We start from the raw sequence: 25,437 nt of genomic DNA, 5'->3' as shown, positions 1-25,437 counted from the left end.
TGAGGCGGCGGCCCCCGGTCGGTCTGACCGGTGTGGCCCCGCGTCCCGCCGGGCCCCGTCTCCGCAGGAGCAGGCCATGACCACCGACAGCACCGACGTCCGCGCGGCGGCGCTGCGCAGCCTCGACCGCCTGGTCGGCACCTGGACCGTGTCGAACCCCGACGGCCTGACCGGCGAGGTCCGCTACGCGTGGATGGACGGCGGGAACTGGCTGGTCCAGTCCGTCGACCTGCGCGGCGAGGAGCCCACGCGCGGTGTGGAGTACGTCGGCTGGGACGAGGACGCCGGCGAGCTGCGCTCCCACTTCTTCGGCGCCGGCGGGGAGCACCTCGAGTACACCTACCGGATCGAGGGCGACCTGCTCACCATCTGGTTCGGCGGCACCGACTCCCCGGCCCGCTTCGAGGGGCGCTTCAGCGCCGACGGCACGGTCAACGACGGCGCGTGGCGGTGGCCGGGCGGCGGGTACGCGTCCACGATGACCCGCACCGGCTGACCCGCGCCGGCTGACCCGCGCCGGCTGAGCCGCGGCGTCAGCCCAGGACGTCCTCGGTGCAGTCGCCGAGGTCGTCCGGGGAGGCGGCGCCGGGGCACTCCAGCCGCAGCCAGTCGCCGGTGCCGAAGCGGTCGCGACTGCCGTCGACGAACACCTCCAGGCCGGGGACGCCGGGCCGGGCGCGGTACCAGGAGGTGATCGGGTCGCCCTCGGTGGTCGGCCGGGTGACCGCGAGCTCGGCGCCGTCCCCGGTCCGTCCGGCGTCCAGGCAGGCAAGCACCTCGCCGGTGACGGCCCCGCCCTGGCCGAGGTCCTGGGCCGGGCAGGCCGGCAGCGGGTCCCGGCCGGTGAAGGCTGCCGGCGGCGCACCGGCGTCCGGCGCCGGGTCGGCCGTCGTGGAGGGATCCCCGCAGCCGGCGCAGGCGAGGGCCAGCAGCAGGACGCGCAGCCGGGCCACGTCCGGACGCTAGCGCCGTCCCGCCTCCCGGGGAGCCGGCCGGAGCACCCGGTTCAGCACCAGCGCGAGGACGGCTCCCCAGCCGGCCCGCGCCAGGAGCCAGGCGGCGCCGTCGGGGGCGTCGTGCAGGCCCGGCAGGGGCCCGAGCGGGAGGGTGCCCAGCCACAGCAGCACGAACAGCGGCTGGTGCAGCAGGAAGACCGGGAGGGCCGCGCGTCCCAGCCGCACCGCGAGGTCGGACAGCGGTCCGCGAGCGCGGCGCAGCAGCGGCAGCAGCAGTCCCGCGGCGCCGGCCTGCGCCAGGCCGAGGGCCAGCGTCGCGGCCGAGGGCGGGTCGAGGTTGGACGCCGCGGCGCCCGGCACCCCGACGGCGGTGGCGGGCAGCCCGGCGACCTCGACCAGCAGCAGCACCGCGGCCGTCCCGCCGGCGAGCAGCGCGACGCAGGTCCCTCGGCCGAGCGGCCGGCGGGCCGTCGCGACGCCGAGCTGCCACGGCACCCACCAGGCGGCCAGGGTCGTCCCGACGGTCGCCGCGGGGCCGGCAGGCAGCAGGGGACCGGCCAGCGCGAGCCCGAGCGGGACCGCCGCGGCCGCCGGGCCGAGGCGGGCGTCGAGCCGCACGAGCAACGGCGTGGCCAGCGAGAGCACCAGGTACACGCCGAGGAACCACAGCGGCCGCAGCGACAGGACGACGACCGTCCGGACGACGCCCTGCGGCGCTCCCGTCACGGCCAGCGCGGTCGCCGGCCCCGCGACCCCGGCCCCGCGACCCCGGCCACGAGGGCTCCGACCGGCAGGGCGAGGCGCCGCGGCTGCGCCGTCCACGGGGTCCCGCCGGTGCCCCGGGCAGCGGCCCAGCAGGCCAGCAGGAAGAACAGCGCCAGCGTCTGCAGCAGCCAGCTCACGGGCGCCAGCGCCGGCATCTCCCGCAGCGGGCTGCCCGTGGCCACCCGCCCGTCCACGGCACCGGGCACGCCCGGCGCGGTGACCAGCCAGTGCCCGGCGACAACGCCGGTGAGCGCCAGCCCGCGCAGCGCGTCGACGCCGCGGTCCCGGGTCACGCCACGACCGCCACGGTGCGGCCGGTGACGACGTCGGCGACGGCCTCGAGGGACGCCGTGCCCGGTGCGAGGTAGCCGTCGTGCCCCGTGACGCCGTCGACCGGGAGGGGCCGCGCGCCGAAGTCCGGATCGGCCGGGTCGGCGCCGTGCCCGAGGTCGCCGATGCGCGCGTTCGGCACCCGGCCGATCCAGTCGTCCTCGGCGGTGCCGGCCCACACGCGGGCACCGCTGCCGAGCTCGCCGACCGACCCGGCCCGCGCGCCGGGGCTCGCCAGCAGGACGAGGTCGTCGGCCGCCAGGTCCCGCGCGGCCAGGGCGGTCACCACCGCGCCGTAGCTGTGCCCGACCACGCTGACGTGCGCGCCGGGGGGCAGGTCGCCGACGAAGCGGACCAGCGCGGCCGCCCCGGCGCGGGCCAGCCGGCCGCTCGCGGCGTCGACCCCCAGCCCGTCCGGCGTCACGTAGCCGACCCGGACGACGACGGCGAGGCCGGGACCGCCGGCGCCGGCCAGCGACTGCGCCCAGCCGAACGGCCGCCGCTGCGGGTCCCCGGGGTCGTGCAGCCGGGCCAGGTCGACGTCGGAGCCGGGCGCCAGGACGGCCACGTGCGCGGCGGTCGCGAGGTCGCCGAGGACGACCACGGCCAGGCCGCGGCCGGCCGGGTCGCAGCCGAGCACGGTGCCGTCCCCGAGCCGCGCGGACAGGTCGGCGGCGCACGCCGCGTCGAGCCGCACGGGCTCCGGCACGGCCGCCTCCGAGGGCTGCGCCGACGCCGCCCACAGTGCGCTGAGCAGCAGGAACGTGGCTCCCCAGCGGTTTCTCACGTTGCCCGACGCTAGGCAGACCGGCGGTCGGGGTCGTCACACCGGGGAGCCGTCTCGCGGGTGCTACCGGGGTACTCAGGAGCCCGGTGCGACCAGTCCCGTCTCGTACGCCAGTACCACCGCCTGTGCCCGGTCGCGCAGCCCCAGCTTGGTGAGGACGCGGCTCACGTGCGTCTTCACCGTCTGCTCGGCGAGCACCAGGTGCGCGGCGATCTCGGTGTTCGACAGCCCGCGCGCGACCAGCCCGAGCACCTCGGCCTCCCGCTCGGTGAGCACCGTGAGCACCTGCGGCCGCGTCGGGGCCGGTGCCGCCGGGCGGGCGGCGACGAAGTCGGCGATCAGCCTCCGGGTGACGGCGGGCGCGAGCAGCGCGTCGCCCGCGGCGACCACCCGGACGGCGTGCAGCAGCTCGGCGGCCGGCGCGTGCTTGAGCAGGAAGCCGCTCGCCCCGGCGCGCAGCGCGTCGTAGACGTGGTCGTCGAGGTCGAAGGTGGTGAGGACGAGCACCCGCGGGTGCGGGCCGTCCCCGGCCAGCAGGGTCCGCGTGGCCTCCAGCCCGTCGAGCACCGGCATCCGGACGTCCATGAGGACGACGTCGGGAGCGCGGCCGGAGGCGACCAGCTCGGCGTGGGCGCGCAGCGCCGCCGCGCCGTCGCCGGCCGCGCCGACCACCTCGATGTCGGGCTGGGCGCCGAGCAGCGCGGCGAAGCCCTCGCGGACCATCTCCTGGTCGTCGACCAGCACCACCCGGATCACGGCGCCACCTGCGCCAGGGGCAGCTCGGCGAGCACCCGGTACCCGGCGTCGGGGGTCGGCCCGGCCGACAGCCGGCCGCCGTGCAGCTCGGCCCGCTCGCGCATCCCGGCCAGCCCGGTGCCGGCCTCGGGGGTGCCGGGTGCGCGGCCGGGGCCGTTGACGACCTCCACCCGCAGGACGCCGTCCGCGCGGCCCACCGTCACCCGCACCGGCGCCCCGGGGGCGTGCTGGGCGGCGTTGGACACCGCCTGCTGCACGATCCGGTACACGGTCAGGCCGAGGGTGTCGGGCAGGTCGACGTCCTCGACCGAGACCTGCAGGTCGGTCCCCGCCGCCCGGACGCCGGCGAACAGCTCGGCCAGGTCGGCCGTCCCCGGCTGCGGAGCGCGCTCGGGGGACTGGTCCTCGGCACGCAGCACGCCGAGCAGCCGCTGCAGCTCGGTGAGCGCCGAGCGCGCGGTGCCGGCCACCTCGGCGAGCTCGGCGCCGGCCCGCTCGTCGAGGGGTGCGAGCCGGTAGGGCGCGGTCTCGCAGCGGACGGCGATCAGCGACAGGTGGTGGGCGACGACGTCGTGCATCTCGCGGGCGATCCGCGCCCGCTCGGCCAGCGCACCGCGCGCGGCCTGCGCCTCCGCCGTCCGGGCCTGCTCGGCCTCCAGCGCCCGCCGGGCGCCCACCGGGCGCCGAGGCTGCCGCCCACGACCAGCGGCGCCAGGACGCCGACGTACGCGATCGGCAGCGTCAGTCGCAGGTCGACCGGCCAGGGGGTGGTCGCGCCCAGCACCGTCACGAGCACCAGCGAGACGACGGCCACGCCGACGCTGACGCGCCGCGCCGAGGCCCACGCCGCGGCGAGCAGCACCGGGCACCTGAGCAGCCACTGCCAGCCCTCCAGGACGGGCGCCGGCGCCGGGGGAGGGGGCAGCACGTACCCGGTGAGGACCAGGCCCAGCAGCGACAGCCGCCAGCCGTCCAGCGGCCGCCGCAACGCGAGGACGAGCCCGAGCAGCAGGGGCGCGGCGCACAGGGTGAACAAGCCGCCGCTGACCCGCTGCTCGCCGGAACCCGACGTCGTCGTCGCGATGACGAACGCGTAGACGACGGCCACCAGGAGCAGCGCCCGGTCCCACCGTCGGCGGCGGGGCCGCCACGGAGGCCGGCCGGTGTCGACGGCGGTCCACAGCGCGGCGGCCACCGCGCGGGGGACGGCGCGCAGCATCGGCAGCCACCAGCGCGGCGTGGAGCGGACCTCGGTCATCGTCCGCGCACGCTAGCGCCGTCGGGCCCTAGCCGAGGCTGAGCAGGTCCTGCAGGTAGGGGTCGAGCGCCTCGCGGGCGCCGGTGTTGGCGTAGACGAACCACACCGCGACGCCGAGGAACAGCGGCGCGAGCACCGCCTTCTCCAGCGTGGTGCCGGTGCGCATCGGCGTGAGCGCGATCCGCTTGCGCCTGGCCAGCCACAGCACCGGCAGCGGCACGCCCTGCTTGGTGATCAGGTCGCCGGCGACGTGCGTGAGGACGCCGAGCCCGACCGCGACGGGCAGCCACGTGGGCTGGGGGGAGTGGTCGAGCAGCAGCCACGCCGCGCCGAAGGACAGCAGCAGGTTGCCGACGACGGTGTTCTCCGCGCGGCCGGGGATGACGAAGTGCAGCGCCCGCAGTGCCAGCCCGATCGCCAGCGCCATCACCACCAGGCTGGACCAGAACAGGTTGGCCGCGGCGAGGGCCACCGCCCCGAAGGCGAGCGGCGCGAGGACGGCGTCGTGGGTGCCCCAGCGGTGCCCGCCGGCGAGCCGGCCGATGGCCCCGGAGGGCACGTCGGTCACCGGCCCCCACATGTCCGAGACCGTGGAGCCGGTGTGGTCGAGGTCGGGCAGCATGGCGAACCCGCCGACGGCGGCGACCCAGGCGACCTGGGCGACGGTGCCCTCGACGGGCGCCCAGGGCAGGGTCGCCGCGCCGGCCGCGAGACCGGAGAGAGCGTGCGAGTGACCGAGCACGTGCGCAGCGTCCCGCCCGCCGCGCCGGGAGCGGGGGAGGCGCTCCGGACGGCGGCCGAACGCCGGCAGGGGCGCCCGCTGGACCGGGTGGTCCAGCGGGCGCCCCCGTCGCCTGCACGCCCGTCAGCCGGGCGCGGGCTCACTCCTCGTCGTCGTCGACGTCGTCGGTGCCGCCGCGCGCCAGCCAGGTGGCCAGCCGCTCGATCGGCACCTCGAAGTCCGGGTGCTGGTCGACGAAGGCCTGCAGCTGGTCGGCCAGCCAGGCGAGGGTGACCTGCTCCCCGCCCCGCCGGTCGGCCAGCTCCTCCAGGCCGCGATCAGTGAAGTACACGCTCGTGCTCAGTCGGCGAAGGCCTGGGCGACGAGCTCCTTCTGCTCGACCTCGTGCACCTTGGCCGAGCCGACCGCCGGGCTGGCCGAGGCCTTCCGGCTGACCCGCCGCAGCGTCTGGCCGTCGAGGTGCTCGGGGAGGTTGCAGGCCATGAACTGCCAGGCGCCCATGTTGGCCGGCTCCTCCTGCACCCAGACGAGGTCCTTCGCGTTCGGGTAGCGGTCGAGCGCGGTGCGGAGCTGCTCGGCCGGCAGCGGGTAGAGCTGCTCGACCCGCAGGACGGCGGTGTCGGCACGGCCCTCGCTCTCCCGCTGGGCGAGCAGGTCGTAGGAGACCTTGCCGCTGCACAGCAGGACCCGGCGCACCGCGGCGTCGTCGAGCGGCTCGCCACCCACCCCGGGGTCGGCGAGCACCGGGCGGAAGTCCTCGTCGGTGAAGTCCGCCACCGGGCTCACCGCCGCCTTGGCCCGCAGGAGCGACTTCGGCGTGAACACGACCAGCGGCCGGTGCACGTCGGAGAGCGCCTGCCGGCGCAGCAGGTGGAAGTAGTTCGCCGGCGTCGAGCAGTTGGCGACGGTGATGTTGTTCTCCGCCGACAGCTGCAGGAACCGCTCGATGCGGCCGCTGGAGTGGTCCGGGCCCTGGCCCTCGAGGCCGTGCGGCAGGAGCAGCACCACGCCCGAGCGCTGTCCCCACTTGGCCTCGCCGGAGGAGATGAACTCGTCGATGACCATCTGCGCGCCGTTGACGAAGTCGCCGAACTGCGCCTCCCAGAGGACCAGCGCCTTGGGGTTGGCCACCGAGTAGCCGTACTCGAAGCCGAGCGCGGCGTACTCGCTGAGCAGCGAGTCGTAGACGAAGAACTTCGCCTGGTCCCCGGACAGGTGGGCCAGCGGCGTGTACTCACCGGCGGTCTCCCGGTCGATGAGGACCGCGTGCCGCTGCACGAACGTGCCGCGGCGGGAGTCCTGACCGGCCAGCCGCACCGGGACGCCCTGCACGAGCAGCGAGCCGAAGGCGAGCAGCTCGCCCATCGCCCAGTCGATGCCGCCCTCGCTGACCATCGCCGCGCGCCGCTCGAGCATCCGCTTGAGCTTCGGGTGCGCGGTGAAGTCCTGCGGCAGCGAGACGTGCGCGTCGCCGATCGCCTTCATCACCTCGGCCGAGACGGCGGTGGCGACGGTCGCCTGCTGCGCCGGCTGGTCCATGGGCGGCTGGGGCTTCGGGGTCTCGGTGACGTCGTGCGTCTCGGAGAAGGCCCGCTCGAGCTGACCGCGGTAGTCCTTGAGGGCCTCCTCGGCCTCCTGCAGCGTGATGTCGCCGCGGCCGACCAGCGCCTCGGTGTAGAGCTTCCGCACCGAGCGCTTGCGGTCGATGATCTCGTACATCAGCGGCTGGGTCATCGACGGGTCGTCGCCCTCGTTGTGCCCGCGGCGGCGGTAGCAGACCAGGTCGATGACGACGTCCTTCTTGAACGCCTGCCGGTACTCGACGGCCAGCCGGGCCACCCGCACGCACGCCTCGGGGTCGTCGCCGTTGACGTGGAAGACCGGCGCGTTGACCATCCGCGCGACGTCGGTCGAGTAGAGGCTCGACCGGGACGAGGCCGGGCTGGTGGTGAAGCCGACCTGGTTGTTGACGACGACGTGCACGGTGCCGCCGGTGCGGTAGCCGCGCAGCTGGGAGAGGTTCAGCGTCTCCTGGACGACGCCCTGGCCGGCGAAGGCCGCGTCGCCGTGCAGCAGGACCGGCAGGACGGTGAAGCCCTGCTCGCCCTTGTCGATCATGTCCTGCTTGGCGCGGACGACGCCCTCGAGGACGGGGTTGACCGTCTCCAGGTGCGAGGGGTTGCTGGCCAGCGAGACGTCGATCCGCGCGCCCGGGCGGAACGGGTTCTCGAAGGTCCCCTCGGCGCCGAGGTGGTACTTGACGTCGCCGGAGCCCTGGACGGTGCCGGGGTCGATGTTGCCCTCGAACTCGCCGAAGATCTTGGCGTAGCTCTTGCCCAGCACGTTGGCCAGCACGTTGAGCCGGCCGCGGTGCGGCATGCCGATCGCGACCTCGTCGAGGCCGTGGTCGGTGCCGGCGATGAGCACCTCGTCGAGGACCGGGATCAGCGACTCACCGCCCTCGAGGCTGAACCGCTTCTGCCCGACGTACTTGGTCTGCAGGAAGGTCTCGAACGCCTCGGCGGCGTTGAGCCGGCCCAGGATGTGCTTCTGCTTGTCCCGGTCGGGCTGCTCGGCCTTGACCTCGACCCGCGACTGGAGCCACTCGCGCTCCTCGGGGTCGGTGATGTGCATGTACTCCACGCCGACGGTGCGGCAGTAGGAGTTGCGCAGCACGCCGAGGATGTCGCGCAGGGCCATGACCTTCTCGCCGGCGAAGCCGCCGACGGGGAAGGTGCGGTCGAGGTCCCACAGCGTGAGCCCGTGCTGGAGGATGTCCAGGTCGGGGTGGCTGCGGACCTTGAACTCGAGGGGGTCGGTGTCGGCCAGCAGGTGGCCGTTGCGCCGGTAGGACTCGATGACCTCGATGACCCGGGCTTCCTTGTCGATCTCCCCCTCGCGGCTGACCCGGACGTCGGGCATCCAGCGCACCGGCTCGTAGGGGCAGCGCAGCGACCGGAAGACGTCGTCGTAGAAGCCGTCCTCGCCGAGCAGCAGCGCGTGCAGCCGGCGCAGGAAGTCGCCGGACTCGGCCCCCTGGATGATCCGGTGGTCGTAGGTCGAGGTCAGCGTGATGATCTTCGAGATGCCGAGCTCGGTCAGCGCCTCGGGGCTCATCCCCTGGAACTCGGCCGGGTACTCCATGGCCCCGACGCCGATGATCGCGCCCTGGCCGGCGGTCAGCCGCGGCACCGAGTGGACGGTGCCGATCGTGCCGGGGTTGGTCAGGCTGATCGTGGTGCCGGCGAAGTCCTCGAGGGTCAGCTTGCCGGCGCGGGCGCGGCGGATGACGTCCTCGTAGGCGCCCCAGAACTGGGCGAAGTCCATCTGCTCGGCGCCCTTGATCGAGGCGACGACGAGCGAGCGGGAGCCGTCGGACTTGGGCAGGTCGATGGCCAGGCCGAAGTTGACGTGCTCGGGCTGCACGAGGGTCGGCTTGCCGTCGACCTCGGCGAACGCGGCGTTCATGTTCGGGAAGTCGTCGAGCGCCCGGACCAGCGCGTAGCCGATCAGGTGCGTGAACGAGACCTTCCCGCCGCGCGAGCGCTTGAGGTGGTTGTTCAGGACGATGCGGTTGTCGGCCAGCAGCTTGGCCGGGACCGCGCGCACGCTCGTCGCCGTCGGGACGGTGAGCGAGGCGTTCATGTTCTTCACGACGCTCGCGGCGGCACCGCGCAGCGGCGTCCGCTTCGGCCCGTCGGAGGAGGCCGCGGCCGGCGCCGGGGTGGCCGGCTTCGGTGCGGGTGCGGCCGCGGTCTTCTGGTCGGCGCGGTCGGCGGCCCGGTCGACGACGGTGGCGTCGGTGCGTTCGGGCACGCGGGTCGAGCGCGGCGTGGGCTCCGGGGCGTCGGGGGCGACGGCGGGGCTGCTGGGCCGGGTGGCCGACCCCTCGGCGTCGGTGACGGCCGGGCGCTCGGGCGCCGTCGCGGCGGCCACCGGGGCCGGTGCCGGCTTCGGGGCCGCACCGTCGGCGGGAGCGCCGTCGGCTTCCGGGGCCGGGGCCGGGGCCTGGGCCGAGGCCGGGGCCTGGGCCGGTGCCTGCGACTGGGACTGGGCCTGGTCGCGGTCGTCGCTGGCGGCGACCGGGCTACCCGGCCGGTAGTCGGCGAAGAACTCGTGCCAGGCCTGGTCCACGCTGGACGGGTCGGCGAGGTACTGCTGGTACATCTCCTCGACCAGCCACTCGTTGGTGCCGAAGCCTGCCACCGCGGAGGAGGACGAGGTGGTGGACGGCCGGGATGAGTTGTCGCGTGACACGGGGCGAGTGCCTTCTTCGTCGTCGGTGGACGTCGCTGGACCGGGGTCGGAGTCTACGCCCGTCCGGATGCCCGGACCCGCGCGGAGCAGGCCGTCCGCGCCCGGGACCCGGCTGGTCAGTCCCTGGCGCCGGAGGCGACGAGCAGGTCGACGAGCGCGTCCAGGGCGCCGGCCTGACCAGCGTCACGCCGGTGGCGGGCCGCGGCGACCCGGCTGATGTCCAGGGCGCTCGCGCCGTCGCTGGTCGTGGCGTTGACGTCGGCACCGGCGGCGACCAGGAGCCGCACGACCTCGGGCGCGTCGCCGCCCGGACCGGCCGCGACGGCCTCGTGCAGCGCGGTGCGGCCGGTGTCGGGGTCGCGGCGACCGACGGTGGCGCCGGCGTCGAGCAGCACGCGCACCAGGTCCGGCCGGCTGGCCCCGGCCGCGGCGGCCAGCGCACCGCCGTCGGGGTCGGCGCCGCGGTCGAGCAGCAGGCGCACGGTGCGGGCGGCACCACCGGCCGCGGCGACGGTGAGCAGGTCCCAGCCGCCGGCGGGGTCGCGCAGCGGCGCTCCGGCGTCGAGCTCGGCGGCCAGCCGGTCGGCGTCGTCGAGGTACGCGGCGGCCGGCGCGTCGACCGCCGCGCCCAGGCCGGTGAGCACGCCGACGAGGTGCGGTGCGTGCTCGACCGCCACGTGCAGCGGCGTCCGGCCCGACCCGGTGCGCGCGCCGAGGTCCGCGCCGGCGTCCACGAGCACCCGGACGACGTCCTCTCGGCCCTGCGCGACAGCGAGGTGCAGCGGCGTCCAGCCGTCGTCCCCGCCGCGTTCGACCGTGCCGGCCAGCAGCCGCGGGGCGTCGGCGACGGCGGCGCGCACGGCGTCGGTGTCGGCGTCGGCGACGAGCCGGCCGAGTCGCGAGGCGGTCATGCGCATCGTCCTGGGAACGGTCATGCGGGGGCCCTCCTGGGTGCGGGGGGAGTCGTGCAGGCGTGCCGGCGTGGGCTCAGCCGACGTCACGGCGGACGGCGAGGAAGGTGCCGAGCAGCGCCGCGAGCAGACCGTAACCGAGCAGCAGCAGGCCGCCCTGCCAGGGCTCCAGGAGGTCCGGTGCCTGGAAGTCGGAGGTGATCGCCTGCACCGCGCCGCCGGGCAGCCACTTGTAGGCGCCCTGGATGGCGCCGATCGAGGAGATGATCGGCTCGGCCACGTAGAGGTAGACCAGCGCGCCGACGATCGCGCCGACCTGGTTGCGCAGCAGCGCGCCGACGCCCACGCCGATGACGGCGAAGACGACGAGCACCAGCCCGGCCGCGGCCAGCGTCCGCAGGTTGTCGGCGTCCAGCGACGGTGCTGCCCCGCGGGCCCCGGCGTAGACCAGCACCACCGCGACGACGACGGCGAGGACGAGCAGCGCGAACGGCACCGCCGCGGCGGCGTAGGCGAGGAGCTTGCCGACGACCACGCGGCCGCGGCGCGGGGTGGTGAGGAAGGTCGGCGTCGCGGTCCGGTGCCGGTACTCCTGGGTCATCCCGATGATGCCGAGGATCAGGAACAGCACGCTGGCGTTGGCCGCGACGGAGAAGACGACCTCCTCGTACTGCGGCGTGCCCACCGCCGGCAGCCCGGGCTGGCCGTTCTCCTCAGCGCCGGCCAGGCCGGTGAACAGGGCGGCGAAGCCCCCGGCCATGAGGCAGGCGCCCAGCAGCAGGCCGATCCACACGCGGGTGGTGAACAGCTTGGTCCACTCGGCGCGGACGAGCGCGGTCATCGGAGGGCCCCCTCGGTGGTCACGGCGGTCGCGGCGGTCGCCCCCGGGGCGGTCGGGCCCGCCGCGAACTGCTCCTGGCCGGCGGTGAGCCGGAAGTACAGCTCCTCGAGGCCGGTGGCCTCGGCGCGCAGCTCGTGCAGCTCGATCCCGGCGGCGAAGGCGCGGGCGCCCACGTCGGCCGGCGTCGTGTCGGCGGAGGTGACCAGGCCGTCGTCGCTCCGGGTGGCGGAGATGCCCGCCTCGGTCAGGACGGCGGCCAGACGGTCGGCCTCGGGGCTGCGGGCGAGCACGCTGCCGCCGGAGGCGCCCTCGCGCAGCTCGGCGATCGAGCCCTGCCGCACCAGCCGGCCGGCGCCGACGATGACGACGCGGTCGGCGGTCTGCTCGACCTCCGACAGCAGGTGGCTGGAGACCAGGACGGTGCGGCCCTCGTCGTGGGCCAGGTGCCGCAGGAAGCCGCGCAGCCAGAGGATGCCCTCGGGGTCCAGGCCGTTGGCCGGCTCGTCGAGGACGAGCACCGGTGGGTCGCCCAGCAGCGCGGTGGCCAGCGCCAGCCGCTGCCGCATGCCGAGGGAGTAGCCGCCGGCCCGGCGCTTCCCGGCGCCGGTGAGCCCCACCTGGTCGAGCACCTCGTCGGCGCGGGTGACCGGCAGGCCCGCGGCGCGGCAGTACACGCGCAGGTGGTCGCGGCCGGAGCGGGCCGGGTGGAAGGCGGTCTCGAGGACGGCGCCGACGGTGCGCACCGGCTCGCGCAGGCCCGCGTACGGGACGCCGTCGAAGGTCGCGCTGCCCGCGTCGGGGGAGACGAGGCCGAGCACCATCCGCAGGGTCGTCGTCTTGCCCGCGCCGTTGGGCCCGAGGAAGCCGGTCACCGAGCCGGGCTCCACGGTGAAGCCGAGGTCGGAGACCGCCCGCACCGTCCCGAACGTCTTGCTCAGACCGGACACCTCGACCCGCACGGGCCTCGTGCGCCCGGCAGTCGCGCTGGTCATCGGTCCTCCTCACCGTCGGTCCCCGTGCAGCCGTCATCCTGGCGTACCCGGCTCCCGCTGCCGAGGGACCGGCGCGGCGGCGCGCCGCCCGTCGCGGACCGGCAACCCGCCGTCCACCTGCCGTTTCCCCGACCCCTGATCGGGGAGCCGTCCCGTGACGGTGGCACAGGCGCCCGGTGCGATCACTACAGTGCGCGCCGTGAGCGCCTGTCGGACGGTGGTGGCCGGGACCGACGGCTCGGAGTCCTCCCTGCGGGCGGTCGCGCGGGCCGGCGCCCTCGCCGGTTCCTGCGGGGCGACCCTCGTCGTGGCCTCCGCCCACCTGCCCACCGAGGTGGACGACCGGGAGCTGTCCCGGGCCCGGGACGTGCTGCGTGACGGGGCCCACCAGGTGGTCGGGTCGCACCCCGCCGAGGACACCGTCCGCCGGGCCGCTGACGCCGCCCGGGCCGCCGGTGCGGGGGAGGTCCGCACGGTCACCGTCGTCGGCTCGCCGGTGGAGGCGCCGCTCGACGTCGTCGCCCGCGAGGAGGCCGACCTGCTCGTCGTGGGCGACCGCGGGCTCACCAGCGTCCAGGGCCGGCTGCTGGGCTCGGTGCCCTCCGACGCCACCCGCCGCTCGACGTGCGACGTGCTCGTCGTCCACACGACGGGCTGAGCCGGGACGCGTCGTGGACCCCGCCGGACCCCAGCCGGGAGACGCCGACCGCGCCGCCGTGCGCGCCGCGCTGGAGCGGCTGCTGCTGGGCGGGCCGCGCCGGCTGACCCGGCTGGAGGTGGCCGCGGCGGCCGGCATGCCGCCCGAGCGCACCCAGCGGCTGTGGCGCGCGCTGGGCTTCCCCGACGTCGCCGACGACGACCCCGCCTTCACCCTCGCCGACGTCGGCGCGCTGGGGACCCTGTCGGCGCTCATCGACTCCGGCTTCGTCGACCCCGACACGGAGGCCTCCATCGCCCGGGCCACCGGGCAGGCGCTGTCGCGGCTGGCCGACTGGCAGACCGACCTGCTCGCCGACACCCTCCTCCGGCAGGCCCGCGAGCTGGGGCCCGACGCCGTCGACCCGGTCGCCGCGGCCGAGCTCCTGGTGCCGCTGCTGGCGCGCACGCAGGACTACGTGTGGCGCCGGCACCTCACGGCCAACCTCGACCGGCTCATGTCGGCCGGGACGGACGGCGACCGCCGCGAGCTCGCCGTCGGCTTCGCCGACCTGGTCGGCTACACCACCCGCTCGCGGGGCATGGGCGGCCGCGAGCTCGGCGCGATGGTCGAGGCCTTCGAGGCGACCGCGAGCGAGGTCATCGCCCGCTCGCACGGCCGGGTGGTCAAGACCGTCGGCGACGGCGTCCTCTACACCGCCGCCTCGGCCGTCGACGCGGTCGAGATCGGGCTGACCCTGCCGGAGGCCTGGGACGCCCCCGACCGGCCGCCGCTGCGGGTCGGCGCCGCCTACGGCGCGGTGCTCACCCGGCTCGGCGACGTCTACTCACCGGTGGTCAACATGGCCAGCCGGCTGACGTCCGTCGCGCACGCCGGGACGGTGCTGGTCGACCGCGAGCTCGCCAAGCGGCTGCGCGGCGTGCCGGGGTACCGGGTGCGGCCGCTGCGGCGGGTGTCGGTGCGCGGGTACGACCACCTGCAGCCGTGGCTGGTGCGCCGGCGGCCCGGGGACGAGGAGGACATCGCGCTCGAGGAGATGCTCGACGAGATGGCCGACGAGGTGCTCGCCGCCGAGGACGACGACCCGGACGACGACCCGGACGACGGGATCGCGCGCGACGGCTGACCGGCCCGCGCGCTACCGTGGTCCCGTGCTGTGAACCGGAGACGACGTCGACCGTGACCGTTCCGTCCTCCCGGGAGCACCTCCATGAGCGCCACCCTCGTCGCGCGCGGCCTGGCCGCCGGCCACGGTGCCCGCGTCCTCTTCTCCGGCCTCGACCTCGTCGTCGCACCCGGTGACGTCGTCGGCCTGGTCGGCGTCAACGGGGCCGGCAAGTCCACCCTGCTGCGCACGCTGGCCGGCGAGCTGCCGGCCGGCTCCGGCTCGATCACCCTGAGCCCGCCGACGGCGACCGTCGGCTCCCTACCGCAGGAGCGCGAGCGGCGCGAGGGCGAGACCGTGGCCGCCGCGCTGGCCCGCCGCACCGGTGTGACCGCCGCGCAGGCCGCCCTCGACACCGCCACCGCTGACCTCACCGAGGGCCGCCCCGGCGCCGACGACGCCTACGCCGAGGCGCTGGAGCGCTGGCTGGCCCTCGGCGGCGCCGACCTCGACGAGCGGCTCGAGCAGGTGCTGGCCGAGGTCGCCCCCGGTGTCGGGGCGGACGCGGCGATGCCCGCGCTCTCCGGTGGCCAGGCGGCGCGGGTCGGGCTGGCCGCGCTGCTGCTGTCCCGCTACGACGTGCTGCTGCTCGACGAGCCGACCAACGACCTCGACCTGGCCGGCCTCGAGCAGCTGGAGGCCTTCGTCGCCGGCACGCGCAGCGGCATCGTCCTGGTCAGCCACGACCGCGAGTTCCTCGCCCGCACGGTCACCCGCGTCGTCGAGCTCGACCTCGCCCAGCAGCTGGTCCGCGTCGTCGACGGCGGCTACGAGGCCTACCTGGCCGAGCGCGAGGTCGCCCGCCGGCACGCGCGCGAGGAGTACGAGGAGTTCGCCGAGACCAAGGCCCAGCTGGAGGCCCGCGCGCGGATGCAGCGCAACTGGCTGGCCAAGGGCGTGCGGGACGCGGTCAAGAAGCAGAAGGACCCCGACAAGTTCATCAAGGCGCACAACCGGGCGACGGCGGAGAAGCAGGGCGCCAAGGCCAAGCAGACCGAGCGCCGTATCGAGCGGCTGGAGGTGGTCGAGGAGCCCCGCAAGGAGTGGGAGCTGCGGATGACCATCGCCGCCGCCCCGCGCGCCGGGGCCGTCGTCGCCACGCTGCGCGACGCCGTCGTGCGACGCGGGGACTTCACCCTCGGGCCGGTGAGCCTGCAGGTCGACTGGGGCGACCGGCTGGCGATCACTGGGCCGAACGGGTCGGGCAAGACGACGTTGCTCGGCGCGCTGCTGGGCCGCGTGCCGCTGGACGACGGCGCCGCCTCGCTCGGCCCGGCGGTGCGGCTGGGCGAGGTCGACCAGGCCCGCGGGCTGTTCACCGGCGACCGGCGGCTGCTCGACGCCTTCGGCGAGGAGGTGCCCGACTGGCCGACCGCCGAGGTGCGCACCCTGCTGGCCAAGTTCGGGCTGACCGGCGAGCACGTGCTGCGGACCGCGGCCACGCTGTCGCCGGGGGAGCGCACCCGGGCGGCCCTGGCGCTGCTGCAGGCGCGCGGGGTGAACGTGCTGGTCCTCGACGAGCCGACCAACCACCTCGACCTGCCGGCCATCGAGCAGTTGGAGTCGGCGCTGGCCGCCTACCCGGGCACGCTGCTGCTGGTCACCCACGACCGCCGGATGCTCGAGGCGGTCGCCACCACCCGGCGGATCGCCGTCGACCGCGGCCGGGTCACCGAGTCGCTCGGCTAGAGGTCCTGGCCCAGGGCGTCCGAGAGGCCGACGGTGGCCATGCCCGACCAGGTGTCGTCGACGTGGTGGGCCAGCACCATGAGGTCGCGCAGGTTCCCCTCCCGGTCCCGGACCTGGTCGCGCAGCAGCGCCTCCCCGGTGAACCCGAGGTCGGTGAACAGCGCCAGGGCCGCGCCCTGCTCGGCGACGACCTCCACGACCAGCTTCGCCAGCCCGCCGCCGACCGCCGCCACCAGCGCGTGCCGGGCCAGCTGCCGGCCCAGGCCCGTCCCGCGCCGGGTGGGGGAGACGACCAGCCGCACCTCGCCGACGTGCGACGACCAGCCGGTCAGCGGCCGCACGGCCACGTAGCCGGCGACCTCCCCGCCGTCGACGGCGACCCAGCGCCGTGCACCGCCGGAACCGGTGGCCCAGGAGCGGACGACGTCAGGGTCGGTGACCTGCTCCTCGATGAAGGTCAGGTCCCCCTCGGGCAGGCCCTGGAAGAAGCGCACCAGCGCGTCGCTGTGCGCCGTCCCGAGCTCCACGACGTCCACGGTCACTCCTCCTCCTGCCCGGCGGCGGGGCCGGGCGCGCTCTCGTCGCTGCGCTTGCGCAGGAACCCGATGATCTCCGGCACGGTCGTCTTGGCCGCGGTCTTGCCGACCACCAGGCCCATGTGGCCGGCGGACAGGCGCAGCTCGTGCTTGTCCTCCGAGCCGACCAGGTCGATCAGCGGCGCGGTCGCGTCCGGCGGCACGATGTGGTCGCGGTCGGCGCGCACGGTGAGGAACGGCAGCCGGATGTCGGACAGGTGCACCCGGTCACCGCCCACGGTCAGCCGGTCGGTGACCATCCCGTTGTCCCGCACCAGCATCTGCACCGTCTCGCGTGCGGCGGCGCCGGCGAACGGGATGTGGTCGTCGGACCAGCCGGTCATCGCCGAGTAGGCCGACACGTACTCGTCGTTCCAGAGCCGCTCCCACAGCGTCACGTAGCGGGTGACCTCGGACGTGGGCGTGAGGGTGCGGAAACCCTGGACCACCACGCGCGGGGGCACGTTGCCGTTCTCGTCGACGACGTCGTCGATCTCCATCCCGCCGCTGCGGAAGATGTCGGCCATCGGCCCCATCTTCGTGAAGTCGACCGGGGTGGCCAGCACGCTCAGGCTGCGGACGGGCGCGTCGGGGTGGTGCGCGGCGTACAGCAGCGAGAGGTCGCCGCCGAAGCAGTAGCCGAAGAGGTTGACCTCCTCGGCCCCGGAGATCTCCCGCACCCGGTCGATCGCCGCCGGGATGTAGTCGTCGACGTAGTCCTCGAGCCGGTTCTGCGCGTCGCGCTCGTCGGGCTCGCCCCAGTCGACCATGTAGACGTCGAAGCCGGCGTCGAGCAGCTGCTCGATGAAGCTGTTGCCCGGCGTCAGGTCCAGGATGTAGCTGCGGCTGATCAGGCTGAACACGATCAGGAGCGGCGGCGAGTACTTGACCTTGTCGCTGCGGTAGTGCCACAGCTGGGTGCGGCCACGCTCCCAGACGACGTCCTTGGGCGTGAGCCCGACGCCGGGCCGGTCGACGCCGGCGACGAGCTTGATGCCGTTACGCGCGCGGAGGGCGTTGCGCTCCACGTCGCGCCGGACGCGGTCGAGCACTGACTGCGGGCTGGGCACCGTCGGCATCGGTCTCCTCCGGGGTGGCGTCCGCCGTCGGGGGACGGCGGCGTTCGGTCTCGAGCTGGACGGTCAGCCGCCGGACCTCGCGGTCGAGCGCGCCGATCTGGGCGCGCAGCCGGGCGAGGTCGGTGCCCGCGGGCAGGTTGACCAGGTGCCAGGCGCGCGCGGACACGCCTCGGGCGGTGTCCTTGGCGAGGTTCTGTGCACGGCGCAGGAGGCCGACGCCGGTGGCGAACTGTGGCGTGCGCACCAGGCTCTCGGCGTGCGGGGTCACGCGCTTCTCGGCGGCGTCGAACGCCTGCCGCCACAGGGGCGTGCCCGGTGGTGTCTGCGCCGTCATCGACGTACCTCCTCCGCGTGGGACCGTCTGTCCGCCGGGGTCCCCTACCCGCCCGCCCGGTGATCTACCGCACAGCGCCGATACGGTCCTCGGGACGGTTCGGGCACGTGAGAGGAGACCACGGTGGCGGACAGGACGATCCTGGACATGTTCCGGCTCGACGGGAAGGTCGCCGTCGTGACGGGCGCGTCCTCGGGGCTGGGCGTGGTGTTCGCCCGGGCGCTGGCGGAGGCCGGTGCCGACCTGGCGCTGGGCGCCCGGCGCGAGGACCGGATGGCGGCCACGAAGGAGGCCGTCGAGGCCGCGGGGCGGCGGGCGATCACGGTGCGCACCGACGTCGCGAAGGTCGAGGACTGCCAGGCGCTGGTCGACGCCGCCATGGCCGAGTTCGGCCGGGTCGACGTCCTGGTCAACAACGCCGGCATCGGCACCGCGGCCCCGGCCACGCGCGAGAAGCCCGAGGAGTTCCGGGCGGTCATCGACGTCAACCTCAACGGCTGCTACTGGATGGCCCAGGCCTGCGGGCGGGTGATGAAGCCGGGCAGCTCGATCGTGAACATCTCCAGCGTCCTGGGGCTGACCACCGCCGGGCTGCCGCAGGCCGCCTACGCGGCGAGCAAGGCCGGCTTGATCGGGCTGACCCGCGACCTCGCGCAGCAGTGGACCGGGCGCAAGGGGATCCGGGTCAACGCGCTGGCGCCGGGCTTCTTCGCGTCGGAGATGACCGACCAGTACCCCGAGGGCTACCTCGACCAGCAGATGAGCCGGGTGCTCGTCGGCCGGGCCGGTGACCCCGAGGAGCTGGCCGCGGCGCTGGTGTTCCTGGTCAGCGACGCCGGCGGCTACGTCACCGGGACGACCATCCCGGTGGAGGGCGGCATGCTCACCAGCTGAGGGATCCCGGGGCCCCGCACGCGGTGCGGGGCCCCGGCCGGCTCAGCGGCCGTCGGCGCGGTCGGCCAGCGCCGCGATCCGGTCGACCAGCTGCGGCCACACGTCGCGGGGCAGGTCGTGGCCCATCCCGTCGACGACGAGCAGCTCGGCGCCGGGGATCGCCGCCGCGGTGGCGCGGCCACCGGAGACGTTGACCAGCGCGTCCTGCTCACCGTGGATCACCAGCGTCGGGACGCCGACCCGGGCGAGGTCGGCGGTGCGGTCGGGGCTGGCGAGGATGGCGGCGAGCTGGCGGGCCACGCCGGCGGGGTCGTGGGCGCGGTCGAAGGAGAGCCCCGCCCGCTCGCGGAGGCCGGCCTCGTCGAACTCGAAGCCGGGGGACCCGATGACCCGGTAGGTGTCGACGGCGCGCTGCAGGGCGCTGTCCCGGTCGGTGGCCGGCGGGGCGAGCAGGACGCCCATCGCGGCCTCGGCCGGCGACCCGACCGCGGGATCGCCGGTCGTCGACATGATCGAGGTCAGGCTGCGCACCTTCCCGGGGTGCCGGATGGCGAGCAGCTGGGCGATCATCCCGCCCATCGAGGCGCCGACCACGTGCGCGCTCTCGATGCCGAGGACGTCGAGCAGGCCGGCGGTGTCGTCGGCCAGGTCGTCCAAGCGGTAGGCGACCCGGGAGTGGTCGCCGCCCATCACGGCGAGCACGTCCGGCGCACCGGCGTCGTACAGGTGCGTGGACAGGCCGATGTCGCGGTTGTCGAAACGGACGACGAAGTGGCCGCGGCCGGCCAGCATGCGGCAGAACTCGTCGGGCCAGCCGACCATCTGCGTGGCCAGGCCCATGACGAGCAGCAGCGGCGTGTCCTCCGCCGAGCCGAACGTCTCGTAGGCCAGCTCGATCTCCCCGACGCGGGCGGTCTGCACCCCGGTGGTCTCCATGCCGCGCACGCTAGTTCGGCGCTCCGGCCGACGCCGAGCCGCCCGTCACAGGACCGGTCGGCACGGGCACCCGGGAACCGGCTCGCGGGCGCTGCCGGTGCCGCTAGGCTCCGCCGCCACGTGCGGGCGGACGAGGGCGGGGATCGCGGTGGAGGCGTCGGGGGCGTCGGGGGCGTCGGGGGCCGGGGCCCAGGAGTTCGCCGCGGGGCTGCGGGCGCTGCTCGACTGGCTGCACGTGCCGGGCCAGGGGGCGCGCAACGACGTCGTCGCGCTGGTGCAGGAGGTGCTCGGGCCCGCGGGCCTCGAGCAGTCGGTGGTGGGCCGCGAGCTGCCGCCCTTCGAACACGTCAACCTGCAGACCGCGCTGGACGCCTGGAGTGCCGCGCCGGGACGCACCGTCGAGGTGCGCGGCGTCGCCCTCCCGCCGCACTACGGCGGCATCGACCTGCAGCTGCTGATCACCGGCGAGGGGCTGCCCCCGGTGCGGCTGAGCGCTCCCGCGGTGGCCGACCTGCCCAACGGCCCGGGGTCGACGCTGGCCTGCCTGCGCCTGGCGCTGCTGCTGGTCACCGACGACGACGGCCGCTACCTGGTCCTGGTGCAGGGGCCGGGGGAGCACCGGGAGACGCTCGGCGTCGAGGTGGCCGGGCTGCCGGTGCACCGGGCGCAGGCCGTCCTGGCCGAGCTCGACCGGCTGCGGCGGGAGCTCAACGTGTACCGCGGCCGGCTCGTCGAGGTCACCCCGACGCCGATGGGCGGCGTCGCCCTGACCTTCCTCGACCCGCCGGACCTCGCCCGCGACGACGTCGTGCTGCCCGCGGCCGTGCTCGACCGCGTCGAGCGGCACGCCCTCGGCGTCGCCGAGCACCGTGCCGGCCTGCGCGCCGCCGGGCAGCACCTCAAGCGCGGGCTGCTGCTCTACGGGCCGCCCGGGACCGGCAAGACGCACACCGTCCGCTACCTGCTGGGCCGGATGGACGACTACAGCCGCCTGCTGCTCACCGGCCGCTCACTGGGCCTGGTCGGCTCGGTCGCCGATCTCGCGCGCGACCTGCAGCCGGCCGTGGTGGTGCTCGAGGACGTCGACCTCGTGGCCGCCGACCGCTCCTTCGGGCCCGGCGGCAGCCCGGTGCTGTTCGACCTGCTCGATGCCATGGACGGCGCCGCGCCGGACGCCGACCTGCTGTTCGTGCTGACCACCAACCGGGCCGACCTGCTCGAGCCGGCGCTGGCCGCACGGCCGGGCCGCATCGACGTCGCCGTCGAGGTCGACCTGCCCGACGCCGCCGCCCGCCGCGAGCTGCTGCGGCTCTACGGCCGCGACGTGCCGCTGCGACTGACCGACGACGACGTGACGCGGGCCGTCGAACGCTCCGACGGCGTGACGGCGTCGTTCCTCAAGGAGCTGCTGCGCCGCGCCGTCCTCGAGTCGCTGCACGAGCAGGACCCCGTCGTCGCGGTCACCGGCGCGCACCTCGACCGCGCCCTCGACGACCTGCTCGACAGCACCCAGCAGGTCACGCGCACCCTGCTGGGCGTCGGTGCGGAGGACGTCGTGGCGGCGGGCGACGGAGCGCAGCCCGGTCTCGCGCCGCACGTGCACCACTCCGCGGGCTACCGCGCCCACCGGCTCCACTGACCGGCCTCGGCCGCCGGCGGGTCGGGCGGCCGGTGCACCGCTACCGGGCGCGCCGGGCGGCCCGCACGCCGAGGACGACCGCGCCGATGACCAGCAGGACCCCCAGGCCCTGCAGGCCGGGTGAGTCATCGGCCTCCCCGAGCACGACGCCTGCGACGCCGATCGCGACGACGGCGAGGAGGGCGACGACGAGGGCGAATGACTTCACGGCGTCCCCTGGGAGAGGTCGATCCTGCCGAGGGTGGTCGTCATGCATCGAGTATCGGCGTCCATCTATCGAACATCAATAGGTGAGCGTCAGCGACGATGATCCGGGCCCACCAGGACACCGGGGGCGGGTCTACCAGCGCGGGCGAGAGCGGCGCACCGGCCTCGACAGGTCAGCGATGGCGTGTGCGGGCTCGACGAGTGGGCACCGTTCCCGCTGATGCGGCACCGGCAGGAGCCGGACGGCGGCGGTGACGAGCAGCGGTGGTCTGCGGTGGCCTCCCGCGCAGCGGTCGAGCCCGGCTCCTCCACCGCCTACCAGGAGACGCCGGGCTCGTAGGTCCCGAAGCTCCACTCCTGACCGCCGGGGTCCAGGACCCGGGCCCGCCGGGTGTGGAAGGGAGTGTTCTCGGGCGAGATCACCGGCTGGGCACCGGCGGCAACGGCCCGATCGAACACCCCGTCGACGTCCTCGACGCGCAGGTAGAGACCCCGTCCGGTGGACCGCCCGATCAGCGGCGGCACCTGGTGGTCGGCGTCGTCACTGCTCACCATCAAGGCGACATCCCCCCAGCGGACCTCGGCGTGCGTCACCTGCCCGTCCTGCGCCTGCTGACGCCGCACCTCCGAGAAGCCGAGCGCGGCCAGCCAGTCGAGTGCGGCCGGGGCGTCGCGGTAGCTGAGGTAGGCGAACAACTGCGGAGTCACCCGGCCGAACCTAGGGGCTGCCGGCTGCTCCCAGGAGGAACGGAGGCGCCACCTCCGAGGATGACGCCGCGGCGGGCGGAGCCAAGGCGACTGCGGACGATCCGCGTCGTCGACCAACGAGGCGGTCCAGTCCGACGACGCGGCACGGGTGGTGTGCAGCGGTCTTGCGGACCAGTTGCAGACCGAACGCGTGAACGGCCCGGACGGAGGACCGTCCGGGCCGTTCACGTGAGCAGCTGATCTGCGGCTTATTTATGACTGACCCGCACTGACGCGTAAACGACTGCCTGCCTTTTGTGACGACTGGCGGGCCGACGACGACGGCCATCCTGATACTCGCTGAGACAGCCCTGGACATGCCATGTGGCCCAGGTCACAGTCCCCCCGGGGTCAGGGGGAGGCTCATCAGGGCCCTGCGACGTCCAGACAATCAACCACAGGTTGACACTGCGCAGCTAGGAGCCCCTCATGAACCGTCGTACGATACGCAGTCTGCTGGTCGTTGCCGCGAGCAGCGGGCTGGTCCTCACGGCATCGCCGGCCCTGGCGGGGGAGGACACGGGAGCTGTTCCGGAGGGCAGCGGTCCATGGGCACCGGTCGAGGAGGTCCTGCCCGGCTACTACGACCCGGTCGATGTCGCGGCATGCGGCACGACTGTCGCCATCACCCCTGGTGACGTCGCCGACCGGGAGGGCCGCATCACGGAGCTGCCCGACGGGCGCCTCGTGATCGAGAGCCGCGGTGCGCAGACGATCGACCTGACGCGTCAGGACACCGGGCAGATGATCGATGAGCTCAATGTGTCCGGGCCGTACTTCGAGGTGGTCTCCGCCGACGGCACCTACATCATCGGCATCTACGAGGCACCCACCATCCTGTATCCGTACCCCGAGCTCGGACCGGTGGACGCCGCGGCCTTCGAGGCAGCGGGCATCCCCGACCTGGCGTACGTCAAGAAGGGAGTCGTCAGGTTCGACCTGGTCATCGATCCGGAGACCGGTCAGGCCGTCACCGAGGAGGCCGACGTGGATGCTCGGGTGATCGACCTGTGCACGTGGTTCGACGGGAACCGCGGTCACGGCAACGGCAACGGCAACGGGAACGGGCACAAGAACGGCAACCACCGCGACTGATTTCACCCCTCCTGGGCATGAGGTGAAACTGCCCATCACTCATGCGCCGAGTCGGGCATTCGGCGGAGGTGTGCGCTTCACGCTTTCTCCAAGATCGGAAGGCCCCGCCTAAGATGGCCTGAACGCCACGCGACTACGCCCGCTGCGCGGTTCGATCGCAGCGGGCGTCACCGTGGGCTGGACGGGCGCTCACCGTCCTGGTGGGCGGGCTCAACCGATACCAGCTCGCCGGCCGACCTTCGCCAACCCTGTCGCCGTCCACGCGTCGGCGCTCCGGGGCCGGTAGGCAGCGCCGCCGGCGTTGAGCCGGTCGGCGACGTCCTGCCAGCGCAGCCCGTCGCGGCGCATGTCCCGGACGGCGACGAGCACGCGCTGCTCGCGGGGACGTCACCGTCCTTGGACCGGCCGAACGGGTAGCGCCCGACCGCCTTGCCTCCCTGGGCAGCCTTGGCGCGTCGACCGTCACGCAGGCGCTTGATGATCAACCGCCGATCCAACTCCGCGAAGACGCCGGCCATCTGGCGCATGGCCGTCCTCATCGGATCGTCGGGATCGTCGCGTTGGCTACGAGCGCCGGTCCGTTCCCGTTCCGGCCTTCCTACTGGAGGAACTGCACAGGCACCTGGAGGGCCGAGGGCCGGACGACCTGCTGTTCACCGGCCTCCGCGGTGGCGGAGTGTTGCGCAACCGGATCTTCCGCCGTGCCGGCTTCGACCGCGCGGCTGCAGCCGTCGGACTCGAGGGCCTGGTGCCGCACGAGCTGCGGCACACCGCTGCCAGCCTCGCTGTCTCCTCCGGGGCGAATGTCAAGGCGGTCCAGCGGATGCTGGGCCACGCCTCGGCCGCACTGACGCTCGACACCTACGCCGACCTGTTCGACGACGACCTCGACGCGGTGGCGGACCGGCTGGACGACGCGGCCCAGCTGGTCCGCGTCGGTCTTGCGGACCATCTGCGGACTGGAGACAAGAACGGCCCGGACGGAGGACCGTCCGGGCCGTGCTGACAAGGGGCTGACCCGCTACTTGTCACTGTGCCCCCGGCAGGATTCGAACCTGCGCACCCGCCTCCGGAGAGCGGCCCGGGGCCGTTTGACTGACGTTGGCCGATGATGAACGCGCTGGTCAACCGTCCATTCGACCGATGGTTGGCCACGGCTGATGTGAGCCGCTTACGGAGCTGTTGTGTACCCAGCGTGTACCAATGTGGCGCCGAGTCCTTCCTGGTGGGGTCTGGCACCGCTGATCAACGACCCTGCGCAGGGGGTGCCTCCACTCCCCGAGCTGGCATGGGTGCCGTTCTCTAGTAAATGCTTGGGTGAAGACTCGGGGCGTTGATAGGTCTGGGCTGTTCGATTGGAGTGGTCGAGCTGTCGGAAATCAATGGCTGTTGTTGAGCTTGGGCTTGACCGTTGTGGTCGGATCGGGCGAGAGGATCCTGACGTCGACCTGCGTGACGTCCGACGCGGCCTAGTAGTGCTTCGTTAGGTCTTGTCTGAGCCGTTGCTTGGCGCTGCGATGGGTGAATGACTCCGGAGGAGTTGGCCGCGGTCCGCGGGCGGCTGGAGGGGTTCGCCGCGGAGGTGTTCGCGCCCCTGGCCCGGACCGATCAGCGCGACAAGGGCGCGACATATCTGCGCGGGTTGCTGTTGGACGGGCGGCGTAAGTCGATGCAGCCGATGGCCGAGCGGCTCGGGGTCGACCACCAGGGCCTGCAGCAGTTCGTCTCTACCTCGACCTGGCCGGTGGAGGCGGTGCGCCGGCGGCTGGCCCACCGGGCCGTGAAGGCGATCGCCCCGGATGCGTGGGTGGTCGATGACACCGG

The 25,437-nt window shown here is 74.6% G+C and carries 29 protein-coding genes and 2 pseudogenes; 10 read left to right on the top strand and 21 right to left on the bottom strand.

Annotated features, from left to right (window positions below):
• The first annotated feature begins 76 nt into the window (after window positions 1-76).
• A complete protein-coding gene (locus BM414_RS02725; RefSeq protein WP_093577936.1) occupies window positions 77-496 on the top strand; it encodes a hypothetical protein in 420 nt (139 codons plus the stop codon).
• A gap of 37 nt (window positions 497-533) precedes the next feature.
• Here the strand turns inward: BM414_RS02725 and BM414_RS02720 are convergent, their stop codons facing one another.
• The 13 genes from BM414_RS02720 to BM414_RS02665 form a co-directional block, all read right to left on the bottom strand.
• Entirely contained in the window at window positions 534-953 is a 420-nt protein-coding gene (locus BM414_RS02720) for a hypothetical protein (protein WP_093577935.1), read from the bottom strand.
• A 9-nt stretch (window positions 954-962) separates the two neighbouring features.
• Window positions 963-1,682: an acyltransferase family protein gene (locus BM414_RS02715; RefSeq protein WP_093577934.1), complete on the bottom strand. Its 720-nt coding sequence runs from the start codon at window positions 1,680-1,682 to the stop codon at window positions 963-965.
• Window positions 1,679-2,014 (bottom strand): hypothetical protein, encoded by a 336-nt coding sequence (locus BM414_RS02710; RefSeq protein ID WP_093577933.1) that lies wholly within the window; start codon window positions 2,012-2,014, stop codon window positions 1,679-1,681. The genes BM414_RS02715 and BM414_RS02710 overlap by 4 nt, the downstream gene beginning before the upstream one ends.
• Entirely contained in the window at window positions 2,011-2,838 is an 828-nt protein-coding gene (locus BM414_RS02705; RefSeq protein ID WP_217644510.1) for an alpha/beta hydrolase, read from the bottom strand. Before BM414_RS02705 ends, BM414_RS02710 begins: the two co-directional genes overlap by 4 nt.
• 75 nt (window positions 2,839-2,913) lie before the next feature.
• Window positions 2,914-3,594 carry a response regulator transcription factor gene (locus tag BM414_RS02700; RefSeq protein WP_093577932.1) on the bottom strand — a complete coding sequence of 227 codons (681 nt, stop codon included), beginning with the start codon at window positions 3,592-3,594 and terminating at the stop codon, window positions 2,914-2,916.
• Entirely contained in the window at window positions 3,591-4,172 is a 582-nt protein-coding gene (locus BM414_RS02695) for a sensor histidine kinase (protein ID WP_139245701.1), read from the bottom strand. Before BM414_RS02695 ends, BM414_RS02700 begins: the two co-directional genes overlap by 4 nt.
• Window positions 4,139-4,852, bottom strand: a complete 714-nt coding sequence (locus BM414_RS28225) for a hypothetical protein (RefSeq protein WP_139245700.1) — start codon at window positions 4,850-4,852, stop codon at window positions 4,139-4,141. The genes BM414_RS02695 and BM414_RS28225 overlap by 34 nt, the downstream gene beginning before the upstream one ends.
• A 28-nt stretch (window positions 4,853-4,880) precedes the next feature.
• Window positions 4,881-5,594, bottom strand: a complete 714-nt coding sequence (locus BM414_RS02690; RefSeq protein ID WP_093577930.1) for a metal-dependent hydrolase — start codon at window positions 5,592-5,594, stop codon at window positions 4,881-4,883.
• A gap of 139 nt (window positions 5,595-5,733) precedes the next feature.
• On the bottom strand, window positions 5,734-5,925 hold the full coding sequence (locus tag BM414_RS02685; protein ID WP_093577929.1) for a DUF6104 family protein: 192 nt from the start codon (window positions 5,923-5,925) through the stop codon (window positions 5,734-5,736).
• An 8-nt stretch (window positions 5,926-5,933) separates the two neighbouring features.
• Window positions 5,934-9,851 (bottom strand): multifunctional oxoglutarate decarboxylase/oxoglutarate dehydrogenase thiamine pyrophosphate-binding subunit/dihydrolipoyllysine-residue succinyltransferase subunit, encoded by a 3,918-nt coding sequence (locus BM414_RS02680; RefSeq protein ID WP_093577928.1) that lies wholly within the window; start codon window positions 9,849-9,851, stop codon window positions 5,934-5,936.
• 116 nt (window positions 9,852-9,967) lie between these two features.
• Window positions 9,968-10,786, bottom strand: coding sequence for an ankyrin repeat domain-containing protein (locus tag BM414_RS02675; RefSeq protein WP_093577927.1), 819 nt, complete (start codon window positions 10,784-10,786; stop codon window positions 9,968-9,970).
• Between the two features lie 52 nt (window positions 10,787-10,838).
• Window positions 10,839-11,603: an ABC transporter permease gene (locus BM414_RS02670; RefSeq protein WP_093577926.1), complete on the bottom strand. Its 765-nt coding sequence runs from the start codon at window positions 11,601-11,603 to the stop codon at window positions 10,839-10,841.
• On the bottom strand, window positions 11,600-12,595 hold the full coding sequence (locus BM414_RS02665) for an ABC transporter ATP-binding protein (RefSeq protein ID WP_093577925.1): 996 nt from the start codon (window positions 12,593-12,595) through the stop codon (window positions 11,600-11,602). The genes BM414_RS02670 and BM414_RS02665 overlap by 4 nt, the downstream gene beginning before the upstream one ends.
• Before the next feature lie 199 nt (window positions 12,596-12,794).
• On the opposite strand from BM414_RS02665, the gene BM414_RS02660 reads away from it, so the two are divergent.
• The 3 genes from BM414_RS02660 to BM414_RS02650 all read left to right on the top strand — a co-directional run bounded on the left by BM414_RS02660 (window position 12,795) and on the right by BM414_RS02650 (window position 16,107).
• Window positions 12,795-13,253, top strand: coding sequence for a universal stress protein (locus tag BM414_RS02660; protein ID WP_093578326.1), 459 nt, complete (start codon window positions 12,795-12,797; stop codon window positions 13,251-13,253).
• A 13-nt stretch (window positions 13,254-13,266) separates the two neighbouring features.
• Window positions 13,267-14,379, top strand: a complete 1,113-nt coding sequence (locus BM414_RS02655; protein ID WP_245784425.1) for an adenylate/guanylate cyclase domain-containing protein — start codon at window positions 13,267-13,269, stop codon at window positions 14,377-14,379.
• Between the two features lie 84 nt (window positions 14,380-14,463).
• On the top strand, window positions 14,464-16,107 hold the full coding sequence (locus BM414_RS02650; protein WP_093577924.1) for an ABC-F family ATP-binding cassette domain-containing protein: 1,644 nt from the start codon (window positions 14,464-14,466) through the stop codon (window positions 16,105-16,107).
• Here the strand turns inward: BM414_RS02650 and BM414_RS02645 are convergent.
• Genes BM414_RS02645 through BM414_RS02635 form a run of 3 tightly spaced genes read right to left on the bottom strand, consistent with a single transcriptional unit; the run spans window position 16,104 to window position 18,095 of the window.
• Window positions 16,104-16,643 carry a GNAT family N-acetyltransferase gene (locus BM414_RS02645; RefSeq protein ID WP_093578324.1) on the bottom strand — a complete coding sequence of 180 codons (540 nt, stop codon included), beginning with the start codon at window positions 16,641-16,643 and terminating at the stop codon, window positions 16,104-16,106. The genes BM414_RS02650 and BM414_RS02645 overlap by 4 nt on opposite strands.
• A gap of 2 nt (window positions 16,644-16,645) precedes the next feature.
• A complete protein-coding gene (locus BM414_RS02640) occupies window positions 16,646-17,761 on the bottom strand; it encodes a PHA/PHB synthase family protein (protein WP_093577923.1) in 1,116 nt (371 codons plus the stop codon).
• On the bottom strand, window positions 17,682-18,095 hold the full coding sequence (locus tag BM414_RS02635; RefSeq protein ID WP_093577922.1) for a hypothetical protein: 414 nt from the start codon (window positions 18,093-18,095) through the stop codon (window positions 17,682-17,684). The genes BM414_RS02640 and BM414_RS02635 overlap by 80 nt, the downstream gene beginning before the upstream one ends.
• Window positions 18,096-18,218: 123 nt before the next feature.
• On the opposite strand from BM414_RS02635, the gene BM414_RS02630 reads away from it, so the two are divergent.
• Window positions 18,219-18,989, top strand: a complete 771-nt coding sequence (locus BM414_RS02630) for an SDR family NAD(P)-dependent oxidoreductase (RefSeq protein ID WP_217644509.1) — start codon at window positions 18,219-18,221, stop codon at window positions 18,987-18,989.
• Window positions 18,990-19,031: 42 nt separating this feature from the next.
• On the opposite strand, the gene BM414_RS02625 is transcribed toward BM414_RS02630, so the two are convergent.
• On the bottom strand, window positions 19,032-19,925 hold the full coding sequence (locus BM414_RS02625) for an alpha/beta fold hydrolase (RefSeq protein WP_093577921.1): 894 nt from the start codon (window positions 19,923-19,925) through the stop codon (window positions 19,032-19,034).
• Between the two features lie 148 nt (window positions 19,926-20,073).
• On the opposite strand from BM414_RS02625, the gene BM414_RS02620 reads away from it, so the two are divergent.
• Complete coding sequence (locus BM414_RS02620) at window positions 20,074-21,564, top strand: AAA family ATPase (protein WP_093577920.1); 1,491 nt, start codon at window positions 20,074-20,076, stop codon at window positions 21,562-21,564.
• A gap of 40 nt (window positions 21,565-21,604) precedes the next feature.
• Here BM414_RS02620 and BM414_RS29040 read toward each other — a convergent pair whose 3' ends face one another.
• Entirely contained in the window at window positions 21,605-21,772 is a 168-nt protein-coding gene (locus BM414_RS29040; protein ID WP_175551393.1) for a hypothetical protein, read from the bottom strand.
• Window positions 21,773-21,955: 183 nt separating this feature from the next.
• On the opposite strand from BM414_RS29040, the gene BM414_RS30015 reads away from it, so the two are divergent.
• On the top strand, window positions 21,956-22,111 hold the full coding sequence (locus tag BM414_RS30015) for a hypothetical protein (RefSeq protein WP_217644507.1): 156 nt from the start codon (window positions 21,956-21,958) through the stop codon (window positions 22,109-22,111).
• Here the strand turns inward: BM414_RS30015 and BM414_RS02615 are convergent.
• Entirely contained in the window at window positions 22,087-22,479 is a 393-nt protein-coding gene (locus BM414_RS02615; protein ID WP_093577919.1) for a VOC family protein, read from the bottom strand. The two genes, BM414_RS30015 and BM414_RS02615, sit on opposite strands and share 25 nt — an antisense overlap.
• Window positions 22,480-22,947: 468 nt before the next feature.
• Between BM414_RS02615 and BM414_RS02610 the strand changes: the two genes are divergently transcribed.
• Window positions 22,948-23,613, top strand: coding sequence for a hypothetical protein (locus BM414_RS02610; protein ID WP_093577918.1), 666 nt, complete (start codon window positions 22,948-22,950; stop codon window positions 23,611-23,613).
• Window positions 23,614-23,823: 210 nt separating this feature from the next.
• Here BM414_RS02610 and BM414_RS30545 read toward each other — a convergent pair whose 3' ends face one another.
• Window positions 23,824-23,982, bottom strand: a complete 159-nt coding sequence (locus tag BM414_RS30545) for a hypothetical protein (protein ID WP_175551392.1) — start codon at window positions 23,980-23,982, stop codon at window positions 23,824-23,826.
• Between the two features lie 74 nt (window positions 23,983-24,056).
• Window positions 24,057-24,158, bottom strand: a pseudogene (locus tag BM414_RS31705) (recombinase family protein); the annotation flags it as partial.
• A 20-nt stretch (window positions 24,159-24,178) separates the two neighbouring features.
• On the opposite strand from BM414_RS31705, the pseudogene BM414_RS30005 reads away from it, so the two are divergent.
• Both BM414_RS30005 and BM414_RS02595 read left to right on the top strand, forming a co-directional pair.
• Window positions 24,179-24,619: pseudogene (locus tag BM414_RS30005) on the top strand (tyrosine-type recombinase/integrase); the annotation flags it as partial.
• Between the two features lie 519 nt (window positions 24,620-25,138).
• On the top strand, window positions 25,139-25,437 hold a 299-nt coding region (locus BM414_RS02595; RefSeq protein ID WP_139245699.1), incomplete at its 3' end, for a transposase.

Origin of the sequence: Geodermatophilus amargosae (genome assembly GCF_900116515.1) — a bacterium.
In the GTDB taxonomy this organism is placed as follows: Bacteria; Actinomycetota; Actinomycetes; order Mycobacteriales; family Geodermatophilaceae; genus Geodermatophilus; species Geodermatophilus amargosae.
The sequence above is the reverse complement of the archived record's forward strand: the minus strand, read 5'-3'. Positions and strand labels throughout refer to the sequence as shown.